The 17653-nt window shown below is 70.2% G+C and carries 16 protein-coding genes; 7 read left to right on the forward strand and 9 right to left on the reverse strand.

Translation table 11 applies throughout. The annotated features are described in order from the left end of the window. Positions 1–15 precede the first annotated feature (15 nt). Both M3Q35_RS21945 and M3Q35_RS21950 read right to left on the reverse strand, forming a co-directional pair. Positions 16–1458: an ABC transporter substrate-binding protein gene (locus M3Q35_RS21945; RefSeq protein WP_273943824.1), complete on the reverse strand. Its 1443-nt coding sequence runs from the start codon at positions 1456–1458 to the stop codon at positions 16–18. A 49-nt stretch (positions 1459–1507) separates the two neighbouring features. Then, a complete protein-coding gene (locus M3Q35_RS21950; protein ID WP_273943825.1) occupies positions 1508–1843 on the reverse strand; it encodes an ArsR/SmtB family transcription factor in 336 nt (111 codons plus the stop codon). Positions 1844–2012: 169 nt separating this feature from the next. On the opposite strand from M3Q35_RS21950, the gene M3Q35_RS21955 reads away from it, so the two are divergent. Further along, a complete protein-coding gene (locus tag M3Q35_RS21955) occupies positions 2013–2270 on the forward strand; it encodes a hypothetical protein (protein WP_273943826.1) in 258 nt (85 codons plus the stop codon). A gap of 57 nt (positions 2271–2327) precedes the next feature. Here the strand turns inward: M3Q35_RS21955 and M3Q35_RS21960 are convergent, their stop codons facing one another. Genes M3Q35_RS21960 through M3Q35_RS21970 form a run of 3 tightly spaced genes read right to left on the reverse strand, consistent with a single transcriptional unit; the run spans position 2328 to position 4418 of the window. Beyond that, positions 2328–2705: a RidA family protein gene (locus tag M3Q35_RS21960; RefSeq protein ID WP_273943827.1), complete on the reverse strand. Its 378-nt coding sequence runs from the start codon at positions 2703–2705 to the stop codon at positions 2328–2330. Continuing rightward, positions 2692–3456, reverse strand: a complete 765-nt coding sequence (locus tag M3Q35_RS21965) for an IclR family transcriptional regulator (protein ID WP_273943828.1) — start codon at positions 3454–3456, stop codon at positions 2692–2694. The genes M3Q35_RS21960 and M3Q35_RS21965 overlap by 14 nt, the downstream gene beginning before the upstream one ends. After that, positions 3453–4418, reverse strand: a complete 966-nt coding sequence (locus tag M3Q35_RS21970; RefSeq protein ID WP_273943829.1) for a sugar kinase — start codon at positions 4416–4418, stop codon at positions 3453–3455. Before M3Q35_RS21970 ends, M3Q35_RS21965 begins: the two co-directional genes overlap by 4 nt. A 124-nt stretch (positions 4419–4542) precedes the next feature. On the opposite strand from M3Q35_RS21970, the gene M3Q35_RS21975 reads away from it, so the two are divergent. From M3Q35_RS21975 to M3Q35_RS21990, 4 genes are all read left to right on the forward strand, one after another. Next, complete coding sequence (locus M3Q35_RS21975; protein ID WP_379794635.1) at positions 4543–5814, forward strand: amino acid deaminase; 1272 nt, start codon at positions 4543–4545, stop codon at positions 5812–5814. Continuing rightward, complete coding sequence (locus tag M3Q35_RS21980) at positions 5814–7397, forward strand: N-acyl-D-amino-acid deacylase family protein (RefSeq protein WP_273943830.1); 1584 nt, start codon at positions 5814–5816, stop codon at positions 7395–7397. The genes M3Q35_RS21975 and M3Q35_RS21980 overlap by 1 nt, the downstream gene beginning before the upstream one ends. Further along, the gene (locus M3Q35_RS21985) at positions 7394–8794 is read left to right on the forward strand and encodes a GntP family permease (protein ID WP_273943832.1); all 1401 of its coding nucleotides are present in this window, start codon (positions 7394–7396) and stop codon (positions 8792–8794) included. The genes M3Q35_RS21980 and M3Q35_RS21985 overlap by 4 nt, the downstream gene beginning before the upstream one ends. A 65-nt stretch (positions 8795–8859) precedes the next feature. Then, positions 8860–10440 carry an AMP-binding protein gene (locus tag M3Q35_RS21990; RefSeq protein WP_273943834.1) on the forward strand — a complete coding sequence of 527 codons (1581 nt, stop codon included), beginning with the start codon at positions 8860–8862 and terminating at the stop codon, positions 10438–10440. A 76-nt stretch (positions 10441–10516) separates the two neighbouring features. Here the strand turns inward: M3Q35_RS21990 and M3Q35_RS21995 are convergent, their stop codons facing one another. From M3Q35_RS21995 to M3Q35_RS22005, 3 genes are all read right to left on the reverse strand, one after another. Then, entirely contained in the window at positions 10517–11224 is a 708-nt protein-coding gene (locus M3Q35_RS21995; RefSeq protein ID WP_273943836.1) for a zf-HC2 domain-containing protein, read from the reverse strand. Further along, entirely contained in the window at positions 11221–11766 is a 546-nt protein-coding gene (locus M3Q35_RS22000; protein WP_273944420.1) for a sigma-70 family RNA polymerase sigma factor, read from the reverse strand. Before M3Q35_RS22000 ends, M3Q35_RS21995 begins: the two co-directional genes overlap by 4 nt. A 154-nt stretch (positions 11767–11920) precedes the next feature. Continuing rightward, on the reverse strand, positions 11921–12514 hold the full coding sequence (locus M3Q35_RS22005) for a hypothetical protein (RefSeq protein ID WP_273943837.1): 594 nt from the start codon (positions 12512–12514) through the stop codon (positions 11921–11923). 107 nt (positions 12515–12621) lie between these two features. Between M3Q35_RS22005 and M3Q35_RS22010 the strand changes: the two genes are divergently transcribed. Both M3Q35_RS22010 and M3Q35_RS22015 read left to right on the forward strand, forming a co-directional pair. After that, on the forward strand, positions 12622–13782 hold the full coding sequence (locus M3Q35_RS22010) for a hypothetical protein (RefSeq protein WP_273943838.1): 1161 nt from the start codon (positions 12622–12624) through the stop codon (positions 13780–13782). Positions 13783–13875: 93 nt separating this feature from the next. After that, positions 13876–14715 (forward strand): C1 family peptidase, encoded by an 840-nt coding sequence (locus tag M3Q35_RS22015; protein WP_273943839.1) that lies wholly within the window; start codon positions 13876–13878, stop codon positions 14713–14715. 71 nt (positions 14716–14786) lie between these two features. Here the strand turns inward: M3Q35_RS22015 and uvrA are convergent, their stop codons facing one another. Next, positions 14787–17648, reverse strand: coding sequence for an excinuclease ABC subunit UvrA (gene uvrA / locus M3Q35_RS22020; RefSeq protein ID WP_273943841.1), 2862 nt, complete (start codon positions 17646–17648; stop codon positions 14787–14789). Positions 17649–17653 lie beyond the last annotated feature (5 nt).

Genomic DNA, 17653 nt, shown 5'->3' on the forward strand with positions numbered 1-17653 from the left:
TTGATCAAACTGGGCTCAGTCGATCCCGGCAAGCCCCTGCTGGGCCCGGATCCGGAAGCCGCCGGTCACCGCCTCGGCCAGGTACAGCGGCTGCCGCAGCCGGCCGGTCGGCGTGACGGTGACCTCGCCGCGCGGACCGGTGAAGCTGACCCCGGGCAGGGCCCCGACCAGCGACGTCGGCTCGATCGTGCCGGCTGCCTCGGCCGCGCGGGCGTAGAGGTGGATACCTTCGTAGACGGATTCGGTGACGCTGGAGACCGGCGGCGCGGCCAGGCCGAAGCGGGCCCGGTAACGGCTGATGAAGTCCCGGTTCTCCGGCGTGGGCAGGTCCATGAAGTAGCCGAGCACGGACCACATGCCCTCGGCCGCTTCGTCGCCGATGTGGTCGCGGGTCGCCTCGTCCAGCAGCGCCCCGAAACTGCGGACGCGGCAACGCAGGCCAGCCGCGTGCAGTTGCCGTTCGAACGCCACGGCGTCACCGCCGACCAGACTGTTGACCACCAGCTCGGCGTCGGACTCCTCGATCGACTCCAGCACCTCGTCGAAGTCGGTGGTGCTGAGCGGCACGTAGCGCTCGCCGAGCAGCCGGCCGCCCTCGTCCTCGACGGTGCGGCGGGCGCAGGCGCCGACCGCGCGCGGCCACACGTAGTCGTTGCCGATCACGTACCAGCCCTTGCCGCCGTGCTCGCGCATCATCGCCGGCACGGCCTGGCCCAGCTGCTCCCCCGGCACCTCGCCCCAGCGGAACAGCCGTCCCGCCGGCTTTCCGCCCTCGTTCACCGGTGTGTAGAAGTACGGCAGGCCGACCCGTTTCGCGTACGGGCGAACGGCGTCCAGGGTCGCCGAGGTGTGCACGGCGATCACCATGTCCACGTGGTGGCGCAGGTGCAGGCGTTTGAGCTCGGCCAGGCCGGTGGCCGGGCTGGTGGCGTCGTCGGCGGTGATCAGGCGCAGCGGCCGGCCGTGCACGCCGTTCTCCGCGTTGATCTCATCGACGGCCAGGCGTGCGCAGTTCTCCACCGCCGGGCCGAACACGCCGGCGCTGCCGCTGTAGCTGGTCAGCAGGCCGATGCGGACCACCGGCTCGTCGGGGTCCTCGGCCAGGTCGCTGCCGAGCAGCCGGGCCAGCGGGGCGATGCTGCCGTCCTCGACCGAAGTGACCAGACGGACCCGGGTGTTGGGGCCGTCCGGTTCGAAGTCGATGATCACGCGTCCGCGCCACGGGGATTCGTGGCGCAGCACGATGCGTTGGGCCGGCAGGACGCGGTGGACGCGGGCGATGCCGGCCAGCGGCGTGCCGCCGATCGGGAACGCGACCCGCACGGTACGGCCCGGGCGCAGGTCGTCGGTGCGGGCGTCGAAGGTCCAGTCGGCCCAGCGGCCGCCGCCGAACGACGCATAGGCCGCGTCGCGGGTCGCCGGCACTGTCACCTCGGCGGTGAACAGGATGTCGGCCATCTGCGCTCCCCGGGACAAGGGCCAGGTCGCGCGAGCGTACCGGCGATGATCATCCGCCGGTCAGCCGCATCGGATGCTCCACCCGATGGTGTGTCTGATGACTGTGTGTAGCCACCAACCGGGCCAGGACGTTGACCGCGTCCTGCACCGGGCGGGGCCGCAGCGAGTACAGCCGGAACCGGCCCTGGCGGCGTTCCTGCACCAGACCGGCCTCGCGCAGGATGCGCAGGTGGGTCGAGACGGCCGTCCGTCCGATGTGGTGGAAGGCGGCGGCGATCTGCGAGGCCGTTAACTCCGGGTGTTCGGACAGCAGGCGCAGCACCGCCCGCCGACTGGGGTCCGCCAGCGCGCCGAACGTCGCCGACTCGGTGTCCCTCTCGTGCACGCGCCCTCCCCGATCCGTCCCGACCTTGGTCCTTACGGCTGCGAGCCATGGGGAGTTCATCGGTGACGTTCCGGGCAAGGTTTTCGCGAACCGCTTGCCGGAAAGCGCTTACCGTCTACATTCTAGACGGTAACGCCGCTTCCGAGTCCGCCGCCAGGGGAGGAAAGCGATGCCCGAGATCTTCATGGCGCGCCTGCGCCCGGAGTTCGCGCGGGGCGAGCGGGAACGGTGCTGCCACCTGTTCCCCGTGCCCCTGCCCGACTCCGCGCCCAGGATGCTGCACGCTTACTGCGGCGCCACCATCACGCCCGGCCAGGCCGAGCTGCTCGACCGTCCCAAGGGCATGCCCTGCGTCACCTGCATCCTGCTGTCCCCGGCCGGCGACCCGACCCCGATCGACGGGGTCGACCTGCTCGGCATCGCCTGACGACGTGAAGGGGCTTTCCCGCACTCGGAGTGCGGGAAAGCCCCTTCACGCACTGACTCAGTCCACAACCGCCAGGGCGTCGATCTCGACGAGCAGACCCGCCGGAAGGCCGACGTAGACGGTGGTGCGGGCGGGGAAGGGCTCCTTCATGAACTCGCCGTAGGCCTCGTTCATCTCGCCGAAGTGGGCGGTGTCGGTGAGGTACACGCGCAGCATGAGCACGTCATCCATGGACGCGCCGGCGGCGGCGAGCACGGCGTTGACGTTGCGCAGGGCCTGGCGGGTCTGGTCGGCGACGGTGGTGCCGACGATGTTGCTCTGGGCGTCGAAGGCGACCTGCCCGGCGACCTGAAGCACGTTGCCCTTGCGCACGCCCTGGGAGAAAGCCGCCACGGGGGTGGGCGCCTCGGACGTCCTGATCTCAACCTTGGCCACCGGCCATCCTTTCGTCTCCGGTCCAACCGCACTCGGACGAGGCGGCGGCCGCGGTCGCGAGCAACCGCGGCACGAGGGCGATGAGCCCGTCGTAATCGAGGAAAACCTTGGGCACGGACAGCGACGCGGCGGCGATGACCTCGCCACGCTGGCCGCGAATGGGGGCGGCTACGCAGTGGATGAAGTCCTCGTGCTCGGAGTTGTCCACGGCGTACCCGCGCTGCCGCACGAGCGCCAACTCGGCGAGGTATTCGCCGGCGCTGGTGATGGTGTTGGCGGTGAGCCGCGGATACTCCATGCGCGCGGCGATCTCCCGGGCCTCGGGGCGCTCGGCGAGCAGGACCTTGGCGACGGCGGTGCAGTGCAGAGGAGCCCGACGGCCGATGCGGGAGTACATCCGCACGGGATGCGTGCTGTCGTACTTGTCGATGTAGACGACCTCGCCGTCCTCGTAGCTGGCGAGGTGCACGGTGTGCCCGGTCTCCAGGTTGAGCTGCCGCAGCGCGGACTCGGCGGCCCGCCGCACGTCGAGATCGTCCAGAGCCCGGTTGGACAGGTCGAACAGCGCGGTGCCGAGCCGGTAGTGCCGCACGCCCTCGCGCTGCACGAACCGGTGCTCCTCCAACGTCCGCAGCAGCCGCAGCACGGTCGACTTGTGCACGTCGATCACGGCGGCCAGCTCGTCGAGCGTCTTGCGGCCGTCGGCCATGGCCCGCAACAGCGTGAGCGCGCGGTCCAAGCTCTGGCTCACGGCAGGATCACTCCCCCGGCGGTGACGTGTGCGCCGGCCCAGGTGTCGGCGTCGGCGTCGAGCAGCTTGGTGACGACGTCCTCGGGCAGCGGATCGCCGAGGTCGTCGGTGGTGAGCAGCACGCCGGCGGCGGTGAGATGCCCACGCCGCAACCTTCTGCGCACGGATTCGCCGTTGAGGTCGGCGGCGAGGAAGCCCGCCGCGAAAGCGTCGCCGGCGCCGACGGGCTCGACCACATCGACCGTCAGGGCGGCCTCGAAGACTTCTTCGGAGCCGGCCGACAGGGTCGCGCCACGGGCGCCGTGCTTGATCACGATCTCGGCCGGATTCGGCAGCAGGGCACGGATTTCCGCCGGCTGGTCGACGCCCCACACGGCCTGCGCCTCGTCATCGCCGACGAACACGATGTCGGCGGCGTCGGCCAGTTCCCGCAGCACGCCCCGGTCCAGCTCGGTCCACAGTTTGGGCCGCCAGTTGACGTCGAACGACACCCGGATCGGCAGCGCCAGCACGGCCCACAGCAGGTCGAGACAGGTCGACGACAGGGCGGCGGTGATGCCGCTGATGTGGATCAGCGAGGTACCGGAAACGTCCAAAGTGGACAATAACTCGGGGCCCAGGCCGGACGCGGCCGAGCCGCGCCGGTAGTAGCGCACGGGACTGCCGTCGGCGCTGGCCTCCTTGACGTACAAACCGGTCGGCCGCACCGGATCGGTGCGCACATCGGTCACGTCGACGCCGACCCCGGCGATGCTGTTGCGCACCGACAGCCCGAGCGAGTCCTCGCCCAGCGCGCTGACCCAGCGGGCGTGGAACCCGGCCCGGGCGAGGTGGCTGGCCACGTTGGACTCGGCGCCGCCGACGCTGAGCGTCCAGTCCCGGGCCTCGTGCACCGGCCCCGGCTCCGCCGGCACGAACAACGCCATGGACTCACCGAGGCAGACGACCTCAAGGCGCTCCATCGGCACCCCTTCCCGGAGTTCAGGTTCGTTGACGGCGGCTGACGGGGAATGCTACACACCTCCGAAGCACATTGCGCAACTACCGTTGCATATTTTGCAACACTCGGGACGGGGTGGGGCAGTGATCAACTCTGACGCGGTTGCCGCGTTGCGCTCGGAGAAGATCGATTGGCGGTTCAAGGGCATGCCGGCCTGGGCCTACGGCACGACCGTCGGCGAGCTGGCCAAATCGGGCCTCGACCTGTTCGAGGGCGGCTTCGTCGGCCCGCTGGTCGTGCTGGACGAACCGGCCCTGGCGCACAACATCCGCGTGATGGCCGACTGGTGCGCGTCGGCCGGGCTGGCCCTGGCCCCGCACGGCAAGACGACCATGGCCCCGCAGCTGTTCCAACGCCAGTTCGAGGCCGGCGCGTGGGGCCTGACCACGGCCAACATCAGCCAGCTGCGGGTGTACCGGGCGTTCGGCGTGTCCCGGATCCTGATGGCCAACCAGCTGGTCGACCCGTACGCGCTGCGCTGGCTGGCCAACGAGCTGGCCACCGACCCCACGTTCGAGTTCACCTGCTGGGTCGACTCGGTCGAGGGCGTGGCCCGGATGACCGAGGTGCTCCAGCACCCGGTCGACGTGATCTTGGAGTTGGGCGGACCCGACGGGCGCACCGGTGTGCGGAGTCTGGAGCACGCGGTCGAGATCGCCGAGGCGGTGCGCAAGAGCCCGGTGCTGCGGCTGGTCGGGGCCGGCGGTTACGAGGGCGCACTGGCCCACGGCACCGAGGACGAGGAACTGGCCAAGATCGACACTTATATGTCGCGGCTGCGCGAGCTGATCACGCGTCTGGCTGGTCAAGGCCACTTCGACGGGGTGAAGCAGGTGATCGCCACCGCCGGCGGCAGCGCCTACTTCGACCAGGTCGCCGAGGGGCTGACCCAGCCGTGGCCGGACGGGCTGCCGGTGCTGGGCGTGCTGCGCAGCGGCTCGTACCTGATCCACGACGACGGCCTGTACCGGCGGATGTCGCCGTTCTCCCGCAAGCACCGGCTGCCCGGCGGCGAGCCGTTCCGGCCGGCCATGCACGCGTGGTCTCAGGTCACCTCGCACCCCGAGCCGGAGCTGGCATTGCTGACCATGGGTCGCCGTGACGTGTCGTACGACCAGGAAATGCCGGAGCCGCAACAGGTTCGCCGTCTCGACGGGTCCATTGTGGACTTCAAGGGCGCGTCGGTGAGCGCATTGAACGACCAGCACGCCTTCCTCCGGCTGGGCGAGCAGCCGGTCGAGGTCGGCGAGTGGGTGCGGAGCGGGCTTTCCCATCCCTGCACGGTGTTCGACAAGTGGCAGCTGCTGCCGGTGGTCGACGGGACGCGGGTGGTCGACCTGGTCAGGACGTTCTTCTGATGGACATCGTCTTTCGTGGGGCCAAGGTCGTCGACGGCACGGGGGTCGAAGGCCGGATCGCCGACGTCGGCATCGCCGACGGCCGGATCGCGGAGATCGGCTCGGGCGTCACCGGCGCGCGGGTGATCGACGCCACGGGATTGGTGCTGTGCCCGGGTTTCATCGACATGCACTCGCACTCCGACCTCCGAGTCCTGGCCGAGCCCGATCACCTGGCCAAGGTGTCGCAGGGCGTGACGACCGAAGTCCTCGGCCAGGACGGGCTGTCGTACGCACCGGTGAACGACGAGGTGCTGGCGGCGATGCGGGCCCAGCTGGCCGGCTGGAACGACGACCCGCCCGGCTTCGACTGGAACTGGCGGTCGGTCGGCGAATACCTGGACCGGCTGGACCAAGGCATCGCCGTCAACGCCGCCTACCTGGTGCCGCAGGGAACCGTGCGGATGATGCACGTCGGCTGGGACGACCGGCCGGCCACCGAGTCCGAGATGGCCGCGATGAAGTCCACTGTGGACAAGTCGCTCGACGAAGGCGCTTTCGGCCTGTCGTCCGGGCTCACCTATACCCCCGGGATGTATGCCGACACGGCGGAGCTGGTCGAGCTGTGCCGGGTCGTCGGCGCGCGCGGCGGCTACTACAGCCCCCATCACCGCAGCTACGGGGCCGGCGCGCTGGAGGCGTACGCGGAGATGGTCGACGTGTCGCGGCGCGCCGACTGCCCGCTGCACCTGGCCCACGCCACCATGAACTTCCCGGTCAACAAGGGGAAAGCCGGCGACCTGCTGACCCTGCTGGACGCGGCCATCGACGACGGCGCGGACATCACCCTGGACACCTATCCGTACCTGCCGGGCGCGACCTACCTGTCGGCGCTGCTGCCGAGCTGGGTGAGCGCGGGCGGGCCGGACGCGGCCGTGGCACGATTGTCCGATGTGGACACCCGGGAGCGTATCCGGGCCGAGCTGGAGGAGATCGGCTCGGACGGCAACCACGGCGTGGTGATGGACTGGCGCACCATCGAGATCAACGGCGTGCGGCACGAGCGCAACGCCGCGCTGGTCGGGCACACCGTCGCGGAATCCGCCGCGGCGCGGGGAATCGCGCCGGCCGAGCTGTACTTCGACGTGCTGGTCGACGAGCGGCTGGGCACCTCGTGCCTGATGCACATCGGCCACGAGGACAACGTGCGGGCGATCATGCGGCACCGCACGCACACCGGCGGCAGCGACGGCCTGCTGGTCGGCGACCGGCCGCACCCGAGGGCGTGGGGCACCTTCCCCCGCTACCTCGGCCGGTACGTGCGTGAGCTGGGGGTACTGGGGTTGGAGGAATGCGTGGCGCACCTGACCGGACGTCCGGCGCGCCGCCTGGGGTTGACCGGCCGTGGCCTGGTCCGCGAGGGATTCGCGGCCGACCTCGTGCTGTTCGACCCCGAGACCGTCGCCGACACGGCCACGTTCGACCAGCCCCGGCAGCGCGCCCTGGGCCTGCCCTACGTGCTGGTCAACGGGGTTGCGGTGATCGACGACGACCGGCCCACCGGCGCCGCGCCCGGGGGCTCCCTGCGGAGAGGAAACCGATGAACTGGCTGCAACATTCGACCGGCGGGCTGCTGCTGCTCGCCGCGGTCGGCATCGCCGTGCTGCTGTTGTTGATCATCCGGTTCAAGACCGAGCCGTTCATCGCGCTGGTCGTGGCCGGCCTGCTGGTGGCGCTGGGCGCCGGGCTGCCGGTGTCGGCCATCGTCGGCTCGGCCCAGTCCAGCTCGAAGTCGCTGCTGGAGACCGGGTTCGGCGGCATCCTCGGGCACATCGCGCTGATCATCGGCCTCGGCACGCTGCTCGGCTCGATCCTGGAGGCCTCGGGCGGCGCGCAGGTGCTGACCACCGGCCTGCTGCGGGCGTTCGGCGAGAAGCGGGCGCCGCTGGCGATGGGCCTGTCCGGCCTGATCTTCGGCATCCCGGTCTTCTTCGACATCGGCATCTTCGTGCTGGCCCCGCTGGTCTACGTGGCGGCCAAGCGTGGCGGCCGGTCGATCGTGCTGTACGCGCTGCCGCTGCTGGCCGGCCTGTCGATCACGCACGCCTTCCTGCCGCCGCACCCCGGTCCCGTCGCGATCGCCGGCCTGCTGCACATCGACCTGGGCTGGATGATCCTGATGGGCCTGGCCTGCGGCCTGCCCGCCTGGTTCGTCGGCGGCATCCTGTACTCGACCTGGATCGGCAAGCGGATCAACCTGCCGGTGCCGGAGGAGATGCTGGCCGCCGCGGAGAAGGCCGCCGCGGACACCGGCTCGGCCGACCGCAAGCCGGTGTCGCTGGGCCTGGTCGGCTCGATCATCGCGGTGCCGCTGGTGCTCATCCTGTGCGGCACCTTCGGCAGCATCCTGCTGCCCAAGGATTCCATTGCGCTGAACGTCTTCGCCTTCCTCGGCACGCCCGGTATCGCGCTGACCATCGCCGTGCTGCTGGCGTTCTGGCTGCTGGGCTACCGCCGCGGCATGAGCAAGGAGCAGGCGGCGCAGCTGTCCGCGGCCTCGCTGCGGCCGGTGGCGATGATCCTGCTCGTGGTCGGCGCCGGCGGCTTCTTCGGCGCGGTGCTGTCCGCGACCGGCGTCGGCACCGCGCTGTCCGGCTCGCTGCGCGCGGCCGGGCTGCCGGTGATCGTGCTGGTGTACGTGATCAGCTGCGGCCTGCGGCTGGCCCAGGGCTCGGCCACGGTGGCCATCGTGACCACCGGCGGCATCATCGCGCCGCTGCTGCCCGACCTGCACTACTCGCAGCCGCACACCGCCCTGATCGCCATGGCCATCGCATCCGGCTCGATCATCGCCTCCCACGTCAACGACGGCGGGTTCTGGATCGTCTCCCGGTACTTCGGCATCCCGGTCAAGGAAACCCTGGCCAGCTGGACCGTGCTGGAGACGGTGCTGTCGGTCGTCGGCTTCGCCATGGCCGCGCTGATCAGCGTGTTCGTGTAGTTCGCCCGTGACCGAAGGCCCGGGAGGTCGAACCTCCCGGGCTGCCGCGGCGTTAACTGTTCTATATGAGCGGGGTGCGGGACGTCAGGGTGCTGGCCAGGGCCGGCATGATCAGTCCGGGGCACGCGCTGCGCAGTCGGCGCGCGCTGTCGGACGTGCGCCACTGGGGCGCCGTGGTGGGGGCGGCCAAGCTGGCCGCGCGCCGACGACCCGAGGTCGCCGGCATCGTCGACGACCGCGGCGAGGTCACCTTCGCCGAACTCGAGCAGCGGTCGACCGCGCTGGCGAAGTCGTTGCGGGCCAAGGAGGTCGGGCCGGACAGCGTGGTCGCGGTGCTGTGCCGTGACCATCGCGGGCCGATCGAGACGCTGCTGGCCTGCGGCAAGCTCGGCGCCACCACGATCCTGCTCGGTACCGGCCTGGCCGCCCCGCAGCTGGCCGGACTGATCCGCCGCGAGCGCGTGAACGTTCTCGTGCACGACCAGGAGTTCGCGTCGGTGCTGACCGAGCTGGATCCGTCGGTGCAGCGGTTCGTGGCCTGGCGGGACGAGGCCGGCGCGGGCGTGCCGACGCTGGACGAGCTCATCGCCGACGCGCCCAAGGGCCGGCTGCGGCGGCCGCCGGACGTGTCCCGGGTGGTGCTGCTGACCAGCGGCACCACCGGCGCGCCGAAGGCGGCCCCGCGCAAGATCCGCTCCGGGCTGGCCGCCGCCGACTTCCTCGACCGGATTCCCCTGCACGCCGGGGAATCCACCTTCATCGCGGCGCCGATCTTCCACGGCATCGGCTTCCTGCACGTGGTGCTGGCGCTCGGGCTCGGCTCGACCATGATCGTGCGGCGGCGGTTCGACGCCCGGCAGACCATGGCCGCCGTCGACCGCTACGGGTGCAGCACGCTCGTGGTCGTGCCGACCATGCTGCAACGGATCATGGAGCTGGGCGAGCGGGAGCTGTCCGGCTACGACCTGGCGCGGTTACGGGTGCTGTTCTGCTCCGGCTCCGCGCTGTCGCCGTCGCTGGCTCGGCTGGCCATGGAGCGGCTCGGCGATGTGCTCTACAACTTCTACGGCACGACCGAGGTCGCCGTGGCCACCGTCGCCACGCCGGAGGACCTGCGGGCCGCGCCCGGCACCGTCGGCTTCAGCCCGCACAACTGCACGGTTCGGCTCTACGACGTGGACAACAACGAGGTGACCGGGTCCAACCGGGTCGGCCGGATCCACGTCGGCGGCACGCTGCGGGCCGGCGGCCGGGCCGTGCGGGACGGCGTGGACGGCCTGGCCGACACCGGCGATCTCGGGCACTTCGACGAGGCCGGCCGGCTGTTCATCGACGGCCGCGAGGACGACATGATCATCTCCGGCGGCGAGAACGTGTTCCCCGGCGAGGTCGAGAACCTGCTCATGACCCACTACCAGGTGCGCGACGCGGCCGTGATCGGCGTGCCCGACCACGAGTTCGGGCAGCGGCTGCGGGCCTTCGTCGTGCCGACGCCCGGGGCCACGCTGGATCCGGTCGAGCTGCGGGAGTTCGTCCGGGTCAGCCTGGCCCGGCACAAGGTGCCCCGTGACGTCGTCCTCGTGCCCCGGCTCCCCCGCACCGCCACCGGCAAGGTCATCCGCACCCAGCTCGAGTCAACCCCTTGACCGACGTGAACGCTTGGAAGGGGGCCTTCCTGCACTCGGAGTGTAGGAAGGCCCCCTTCCAAGCCTGAGGGCTTGCTCAGACGGGGGTGTTGACGAGGGTTTGGCCCTGGTCGTTGACGACCGAGACCGAGGCGACGTCGTTGATGGACATCAGGGCGGTGCCGTCGAGGGTGATCGACTTGCCGGGCGTGGCGTTCGGGCCGACCAGCCAGCCGCCGAACTGCTCCTGCTTGCCCGCCTTGGACGTGACGAACAGCTTGCAGCGTTGACCCGGCGCGATGTCGCTTGCCTGCACCTGGAGCTTGACCCAGCCGTTGCTAGCCGGGATCACGGTGGCGGCCAGGTGTGCCCCGGTGACCGGGTCGACGTTGGCCGAGTGCTTGGTGCCGGACGGCAGCGGGCTCGCGGTCGGCGCGGCGATGCCGCCATTGCCGGTGGCGCTCTGGTTGCCGACGAGCACGCCGGCGCCGACGCTGAGCGCCACCACGGCGACGAGACCGGCGGCGGCCAGCGAGCCGCCCCACACGCGCTGGCGGGACGTGATCCCGCGGACCTCACGCAGCGTGCGCTGCAACAGCAGATCGCCGCCCTCGGGCGGACCGTCGAGGAACGCCTCCGGCGGCACCTCGCCGAGCTCGTCGTGCAGCAGCCGCAGCTCTTCCAGCTCACGGCGGCACTCCGGGCAGCTCTCCAGATGCGCCTCGGTCGCGGTGTTCTCCTCGGGCGTCAGAACGCCAAGGACGTACGCGCCGACGAGCGCCTTGTCGTGCTCGGGAGCGGTCATCGGGTCACCTCCGCCGGCTGCTCGGCCATCGCCGTGCGCAGTGCTTTCAACGCGTAGTGCGATCGGGACTTCACGGTGCCCGGCGGCAGCCCCAAGGTGGACGCCGCTTCGGTCACCGACCTACCACGGTAGTAGATCTCGACCAGCACGTCGCGGTGCTCGGCCGAAAGGGTGTTCAGCGCCGACAGCACGGCCATCGAGTCCACCACGCCCTGGGCGTGGTCGCGCTGGATCGGCGGCGTGGTCGGCGTCTCCGCGACCTCGGTCGGCCGGACCGCGCGGGCCCGGGCCCGGTCGGTGATGATGTTGCGGGCCACCGTGAGCAGCCAGCCGCGCACCGAACCCTTGTTGTTGACCATGTCGTCGGCGTGCTTCCACGCCCGCACCAGGGTCTCCTGCACGACGTCCTCGGCCGCGGCGCGGTCGCCGGTCAGTCGCGTCGCGTAGGCGAGCAGACTCCGTCCGTGCTCCTCGTACAGGGATCGGATCAGTGCCTCGTCGCCGGCAGACCTCCCTCCCCTGCGCGACCACCGTTCTGCGATCCCCACCCGCGTACCTCCACGTTGCTGCCGTCGATTCGCGGTATTGGGTATCAGATCGGCCGGACGGTCGACAGCTCGGGTCGGGCCGGCGAACCAGCCTGGCGTCGACGAGACTGCGAGCAGCTGCATCTCATTGCACTTTCGGACGGGAGTCTCAGTAGCCGTAGCCGCCGGCACCGGGATCGATGCTGGTGGTCGGCGCGACCTTGGTGGCACTGCTGCCCTGGGTGTTGGCGCCGCCGGTCGCCGGGGCGCCCGCGGCCTTCTTGCCCTGCGGCGTGATCGCGTACCACTTCTGCATCAGGCCCTGGCCCTTGGCGTCGCCCGGGGCCTTGTCCTGCTTGTAGCGGTAGACGGCCCAGCCGTTGATGGTGATCTGCTTCTGGCCGTCCTTGCGCAGGATCACGCCGACCGCCGACTGGTCGATGCCGTCCAGCGTCGCCGTGCTGGACGTGGCCAGCTCCGGCGGCCAGGTGTCGGCGCACTTGTCGTAGCAGTTGGACACCGGCGGGTTGGCCGAGTCGCTGTCGAAGCGGTACAGGGTCATGCCGGCGGCGTCGGTGACGACCTGGCCGAGCTGGCCGACCGTGGTGGCGATCAGCTTGACCTGGTTGGGGTCCGGCGGCTGCTGGTTCGTCTGCTGCTGGGCGGGCGGGGCTGCGGTCTGCTGCCCGCCGCCGCAGGCGGCCACAGTCGTCAGACCTAGGGCCGCCGACGTCGCCAGCACAAGAATGCGGGTCCGGTTCATGGGCAGGGCTCCTCGGGGTCGACGTGGACACCCCAGAACACGGCAGCCATGGCTGACTGGTTCAGGTAACGGGGGAAGTTTTTGGCCGACCCCCTACGGTGCACCCCGTGACGAGGCGAAACCTGCTCCCGGCCGTCGTGCTCCTGCTGGCCACCGCCGGCGCCGCGGCCGACGGGGGCCAGCAGAGCGAGCTGGTCGTGTACGCCGGCGGTCGATTAGGGGCCGGCGTGGCCTGGCTGGACGCCCTGCTCGTGCTGGTCGCCGTGGTCGGCGCCACCGGAGCCGGGCTCGGATTCGGCCGCCGCTGGCCGGATGTGCTGGTCGTCACCGCGCCGGTGGACATCGCCCTGTTCGTCGCGGCCCTCGATCCGCCGGCTGATCTCCGGCTGGCGCTGGTGGTCGCGGCCACGGCCGTACGGATCCTGACGTTGTTGGCCGTGCTGGCCGGGGCGCAGGACGTGGGACTGCCGGCGTTGGCCGGCTTCGCCGTTGGCGGCTACGTGCTGGGCGGCTATCTGCCGGGGGCGCACTGGTTGCTGAGCGTGGGCGCGGTCGGCGGATTGCTGGCCGCTGCTGTGCGACGGCCTGCCGCTTCTCGTCCGACGCCTACCCCACGCGGGAATTCCGAGTTCTCCGAGGCCTCCGGGTCCACTTCGGTCCGGTCCACTGTGGATCTGCGCGCGCTGGTCATCGGCGTGATCGCGGCCCTGCTTTCCCTTTTGTCCCTTCTCCTCCAGGGCATCTCGGCCCAGGAGACCCTGGGCGTGACCGGGTTCGCCTTCGCCGCAGCGGCCCTGGTGCTCGGCTCGCTGTTCGGCTGGCGATCACTGGCTTGGCTGGTGGCAACGACGCTGGTCGTGCTGGGCATCGGCCTGCCGACCGGCGTCGTGTGGCCGTTGGCGATCCTGGGCGTGGTCGCGGGCTGTGCACTGTCGTTCTTGCCGTTCCGAGCATTCATCGCCGCAGGACTGTGCGTGATTGCCGCCTTTGTCGGCGGTTTCGTCGTGTTTGCCGCATTGGCCGCCGTCGCCGCGTCGGCATTGCCGGCGCTTCGTGACCGCCGGTCGACACCGGTTGTGTTCGGACCGTTGCTCGCTGTCGCGGTGACGGCCGGCGCGGAATTGATTCTCTGGGCGACCGTCACGTTTGGCGGCCAGGAGGGCGGGGTACTTTTCGGCGACGGCCACGTGACGATTCCTCTGTTGTGCACGGCCGCCGTGCTGGCCGGGACACTTGCGGTCGTTGACCGGCGAACGATTAACAGTTAACCCCACCAGACCAAAGTAGCTACATCACGAGCGTTGCTCACACTTAGTTTTGCCTTTCCAGATCCCCTGCACCTGATCTGAAAAGGACAGTCCATGAGCAACACGCTCTCACGCGTGGCAATCGCGCTCGCCGTGGCGGGCGCCGTCGGCGCCATGGTGACGCCGATCGCCACCGCGGCCCCGGCCCATCCCCTGCACCGGGCCAACGGCGCGCTGCCCTCCCAGCACCGCGTCCAGCACCGTGACGCCCTGGCGTTCCGGTCGGTCCCGAACACCCCGACCAGCGCCTCGCTGGCCCAGTACGCGGTCACCCCGGGCGACCAGGGCCAGGTCGGCTCCTGCGTGTCCTGGGCCATCGACTACTCGGCGATGAGCATCCTGGAGAACGAGCAGGGCATCACCGGCCACCCGCAGGCCCCGATGTACACCTACGCCCAGCTGGCCCGGGGCAACGACCAGGGCAGCACGCCCTCGGACACGTTCGACATCCTCACCTCGCAGGGCGTCGACACGATGGACGACTACTGGCAGGGCAACTTCGACTACACCACCCAGCCCGACAGCAACGAGCGGGCCAACGCCGCGAACTGGAAGCTCTCCGGCTACACGCCGATCAGCACCGGCAGCGGCATCAAGGCCGGCGTGCAGCAGGCCATCGCCAGCGGCCTGCCGGTGGCCATCTCCATCCCGGTGTACCAGAGCTTCGAGCGGATCTCCCGCTCGCAGGCCACCGACTACAGCTACTACCCGACCTCGGGCGACCAGTACATGGGCGGCCACGAGATCACCATCATCGGCTACAACAGCAGCGGTGTCCGCGTGCAGAACTCGTGGGGCACCAACTGGGGTGACGGCGGCTTCATCAACCTGTCCTGGAACTACCTGGCCAACCAGGTCGAGGAGGCCAACGCGGTCGGCAAGCTCGTCCAGTAATCGCATAGTTCGTGCTTGGAAGGGGCTTTCCTGCACTCCGAGTGCAGGAAAGCCCCCTTCCAAGCGTCATGTCAGTTCTTCAGGACGTCCCGCAGGAACTCGGCGGTGTAGCTCTTCTTGTGCTCGGCGATGTCCTCGGGCGTGCCCTCGGCGATCACGGTGCCGCCGCCCGAGCCGCCCTCCGGGCCCATGTCGATGATCCAGTCCGACGTCTTGATCACGTCGAAGTTGTGCTCGATCACGATCACCGTGTTGCCCTTGTCGACCAGGCCCGAGATGACGCCCAGCAGCTTGCTGATGTCCTCGAAGTGCAGGCCGGTGGTCGGCTCGTCCAGGATGTACACGGTCTTGCCGGTCGAGCGCTTCTGGAGCTCGCTGGCCAGCTTCACGCGCTGCGCCTCGCCGCCGGACAGCGTCGGCGCCGGCTGGCCCAGCCGCACGTAGCCGAGGCCCACGTCGACCAGCGTCTTGAGGTGCCGGTAGATCGCGTTGATCGGCTCGAAGAAGCCGGCGGCCTCCTCGATCGGCATGTCCAGCACCTCGGCGATGGTCTTGCCCTTGTAGTGCACCTCGAGGGTCTCCCGGTTGTACCGGGCCCCCTTGCACACCTCGCACGGGACGTAGACGTCCGGCAGGAAGTTCATCTCGATCTTGATCGTGCCGTCGCCGGCGCAGGCCTCGCAGCGGCCGCCCTTGACGTTGAACGAGAACCGGCCCGGCTGGTAGCCGCGCACCTTGGCCTCGGTGGTGGAGGCGAACAGCTTGCGAATGTTGTCGAACACGCCGGTGTAGGTGGCCGGGTTGGACCGCGGGGTGCGGCCGATCGGCGACTGGTCGACCTGCACCAGCTTGTCCACCTGCTCGAGGCCCTTGATCCGGGTGTGCCGGCCCGGCACCTGGCGGGCGCCGTTGAGCTTGTTGGCCAGCACCGTCGCCAGGATGTCGTTGACCAGCGTGGACTTGCCCGAGCCGGACACGCCCGTCACCGAGACCAGGCAGCCCAGCGGGAACGACACGTCGATGCCGCGCAGGTTGTGCTCGCGCGCGCCGACCACGGTCAGCTGGCGCTTCTTGTCCACCGGGCGACGGATCGCCGGCACCGGAATCTCCTTGCGGCGGGACAGGTACGCGCCGGTCATCGACTGCTTGTTGGTCAGCAGCTGCTTGTACGGGCCGCTGTGCACCACCTGGCCGCCGTGCTCGCCCGCGCCCGGGCCGATGTCGACGATCCAGTCGGCGGCGCGGATCGTGTCCTCGTCGTGCTCGACCACGATCAGCGTGTTGCCCAGGTCGCGCAGCCGGCTCAGGGTCTCGATCAGCCGGTGGTTGTCCCGCTGGTGCAGGCCGATCGACGGCTCGTCCAGCACGTAGAGCACGCCGACCAGGCCGGAGCCGATCTGGGTGGCCAGCCGGATGCGCTGCGCCTCGCCGCCGGACAGCGTGCCCGCGGCCCGGTCCAGCGACAGGTAGTCCAGGCCGACGTCCAGCAGGAAGCGCAGCCGGGCCTGCACCTCCTTGAGGACGGCGCCGGCGATCATCTTCTCGCGCTTGCCCAGCGTCAGGCCGTCGAGGAACTTCGAGCACTCGGCCACGCTGAGCGCGCACACCTCGGCGATCGAGCGGTCGCCCTGGGTCTTGTGGGCGAGCGTGACGGCGAGGATCTCCGGCTTGAGGCGCGTGCCCTGGCAGGCCGGGCAGGGCACCTCCCGCATGTAGCCTTCGTACTTCTCCCGCATGAACTCCGACTCGGTCTGCTCCTGGCGGCGTTCCAGGAACGGGATGACGCCCTCGAAGTTGGCGTAGTAGGAACGCTCACGTCCGTAGCGGTTGCGGTAGCGGACGTGCACCTGCTCGTCGACGCCGTGCAGGACGGCCTTCTGCACCTTGGCCGGCAGCTGCCGCCACGGGGTGTCCATCCGGAAGCCGATGGTGGTGGACAGCGACTCCAGCAGGCGGATGAAGTAGTCCGCGGACTGGCCGCCCTGCCACGGCGCGATCGCGCCCTCGGCCAGCGAGAGCTCGTCGTCCGGGACGACCAGCTCCGGGTCGACCTCCTTGCGGGTGCCCAGGCCCGTGCAGACCTGACAGGCGCCGTAGGGGGAGTTGAACGAGAAGGAGCGGGGCTCCAGGTCCTCGATGGCCAGCGGGTGCGCGTTCGGGCAGGCCAGCCGCTCGGAGAAGCGCCGCTCGCGGGCCGGGTCGTCCTCCGGGAGGTCGACGAAGTCCAGCACGACCAGGCCGTCGGCCAGGCGCAGCGCGGTTTCCACCGAGTCGGTCAGCCGCTGCTTGGAGGACGGCTTCACGGTGAGCCGGTCGATCACCACCGAGATGTGGTGCTTCTCCTGCTTCTTCAGCTTCGGCGGCTCATCGGACAGCAGGTGCACGGCGCCGTCGACCAGGGCGCGGGCGTAGCCCTGGGACTGGAGGTTGGCGAACAGGTCGACGAACTCGCCCTTGCGGCCGCGCACGATCGGGGCCAGCACCTGGAACTTGGTGTTGGCCGGCATGACCAGGACCTGGTCGACGATCTGCTGCGGGGTCTGCTTGGTGATCGCCTCGCCGCAGACCGGGCAGTGCGGCTTGCCGGCGCGGGCGTAGAGCAGGCGGAGGTAGTCGTAGACCTCGGTGATCGTGCCGACGGTGGACCGCGGGTTGCGGTTGGTCGACTTCTGGTCGATGGAGACCGCGGGCGAGAGGCCCTCGATGAAGTCGACGTCGGGCTTGTCCATCTGGCCGAGGAACTGCCGGGCGTAGGCCGACAGCGACTCGACGTAGCGCCGCTGGCCCTCGGCGAAGATCGTGTCGAATGCCAGGCTCGACTTGCCGGAGCCGGACAGGCCGGTGAACACGATCATGCTGTCGCGGGGCAGGTCGAGGTCGACGCCGCGGAGGTTGTGCTCACGGGCGCCGCGGACGACGAGGCGGTCAGCCACTGGTT

Source organism: Kutzneria chonburiensis, from assembly GCF_028622115.1.
GTDB lineage: Bacteria > Actinomycetota > Actinomycetes > Mycobacteriales > Pseudonocardiaceae > Kutzneria > Kutzneria chonburiensis.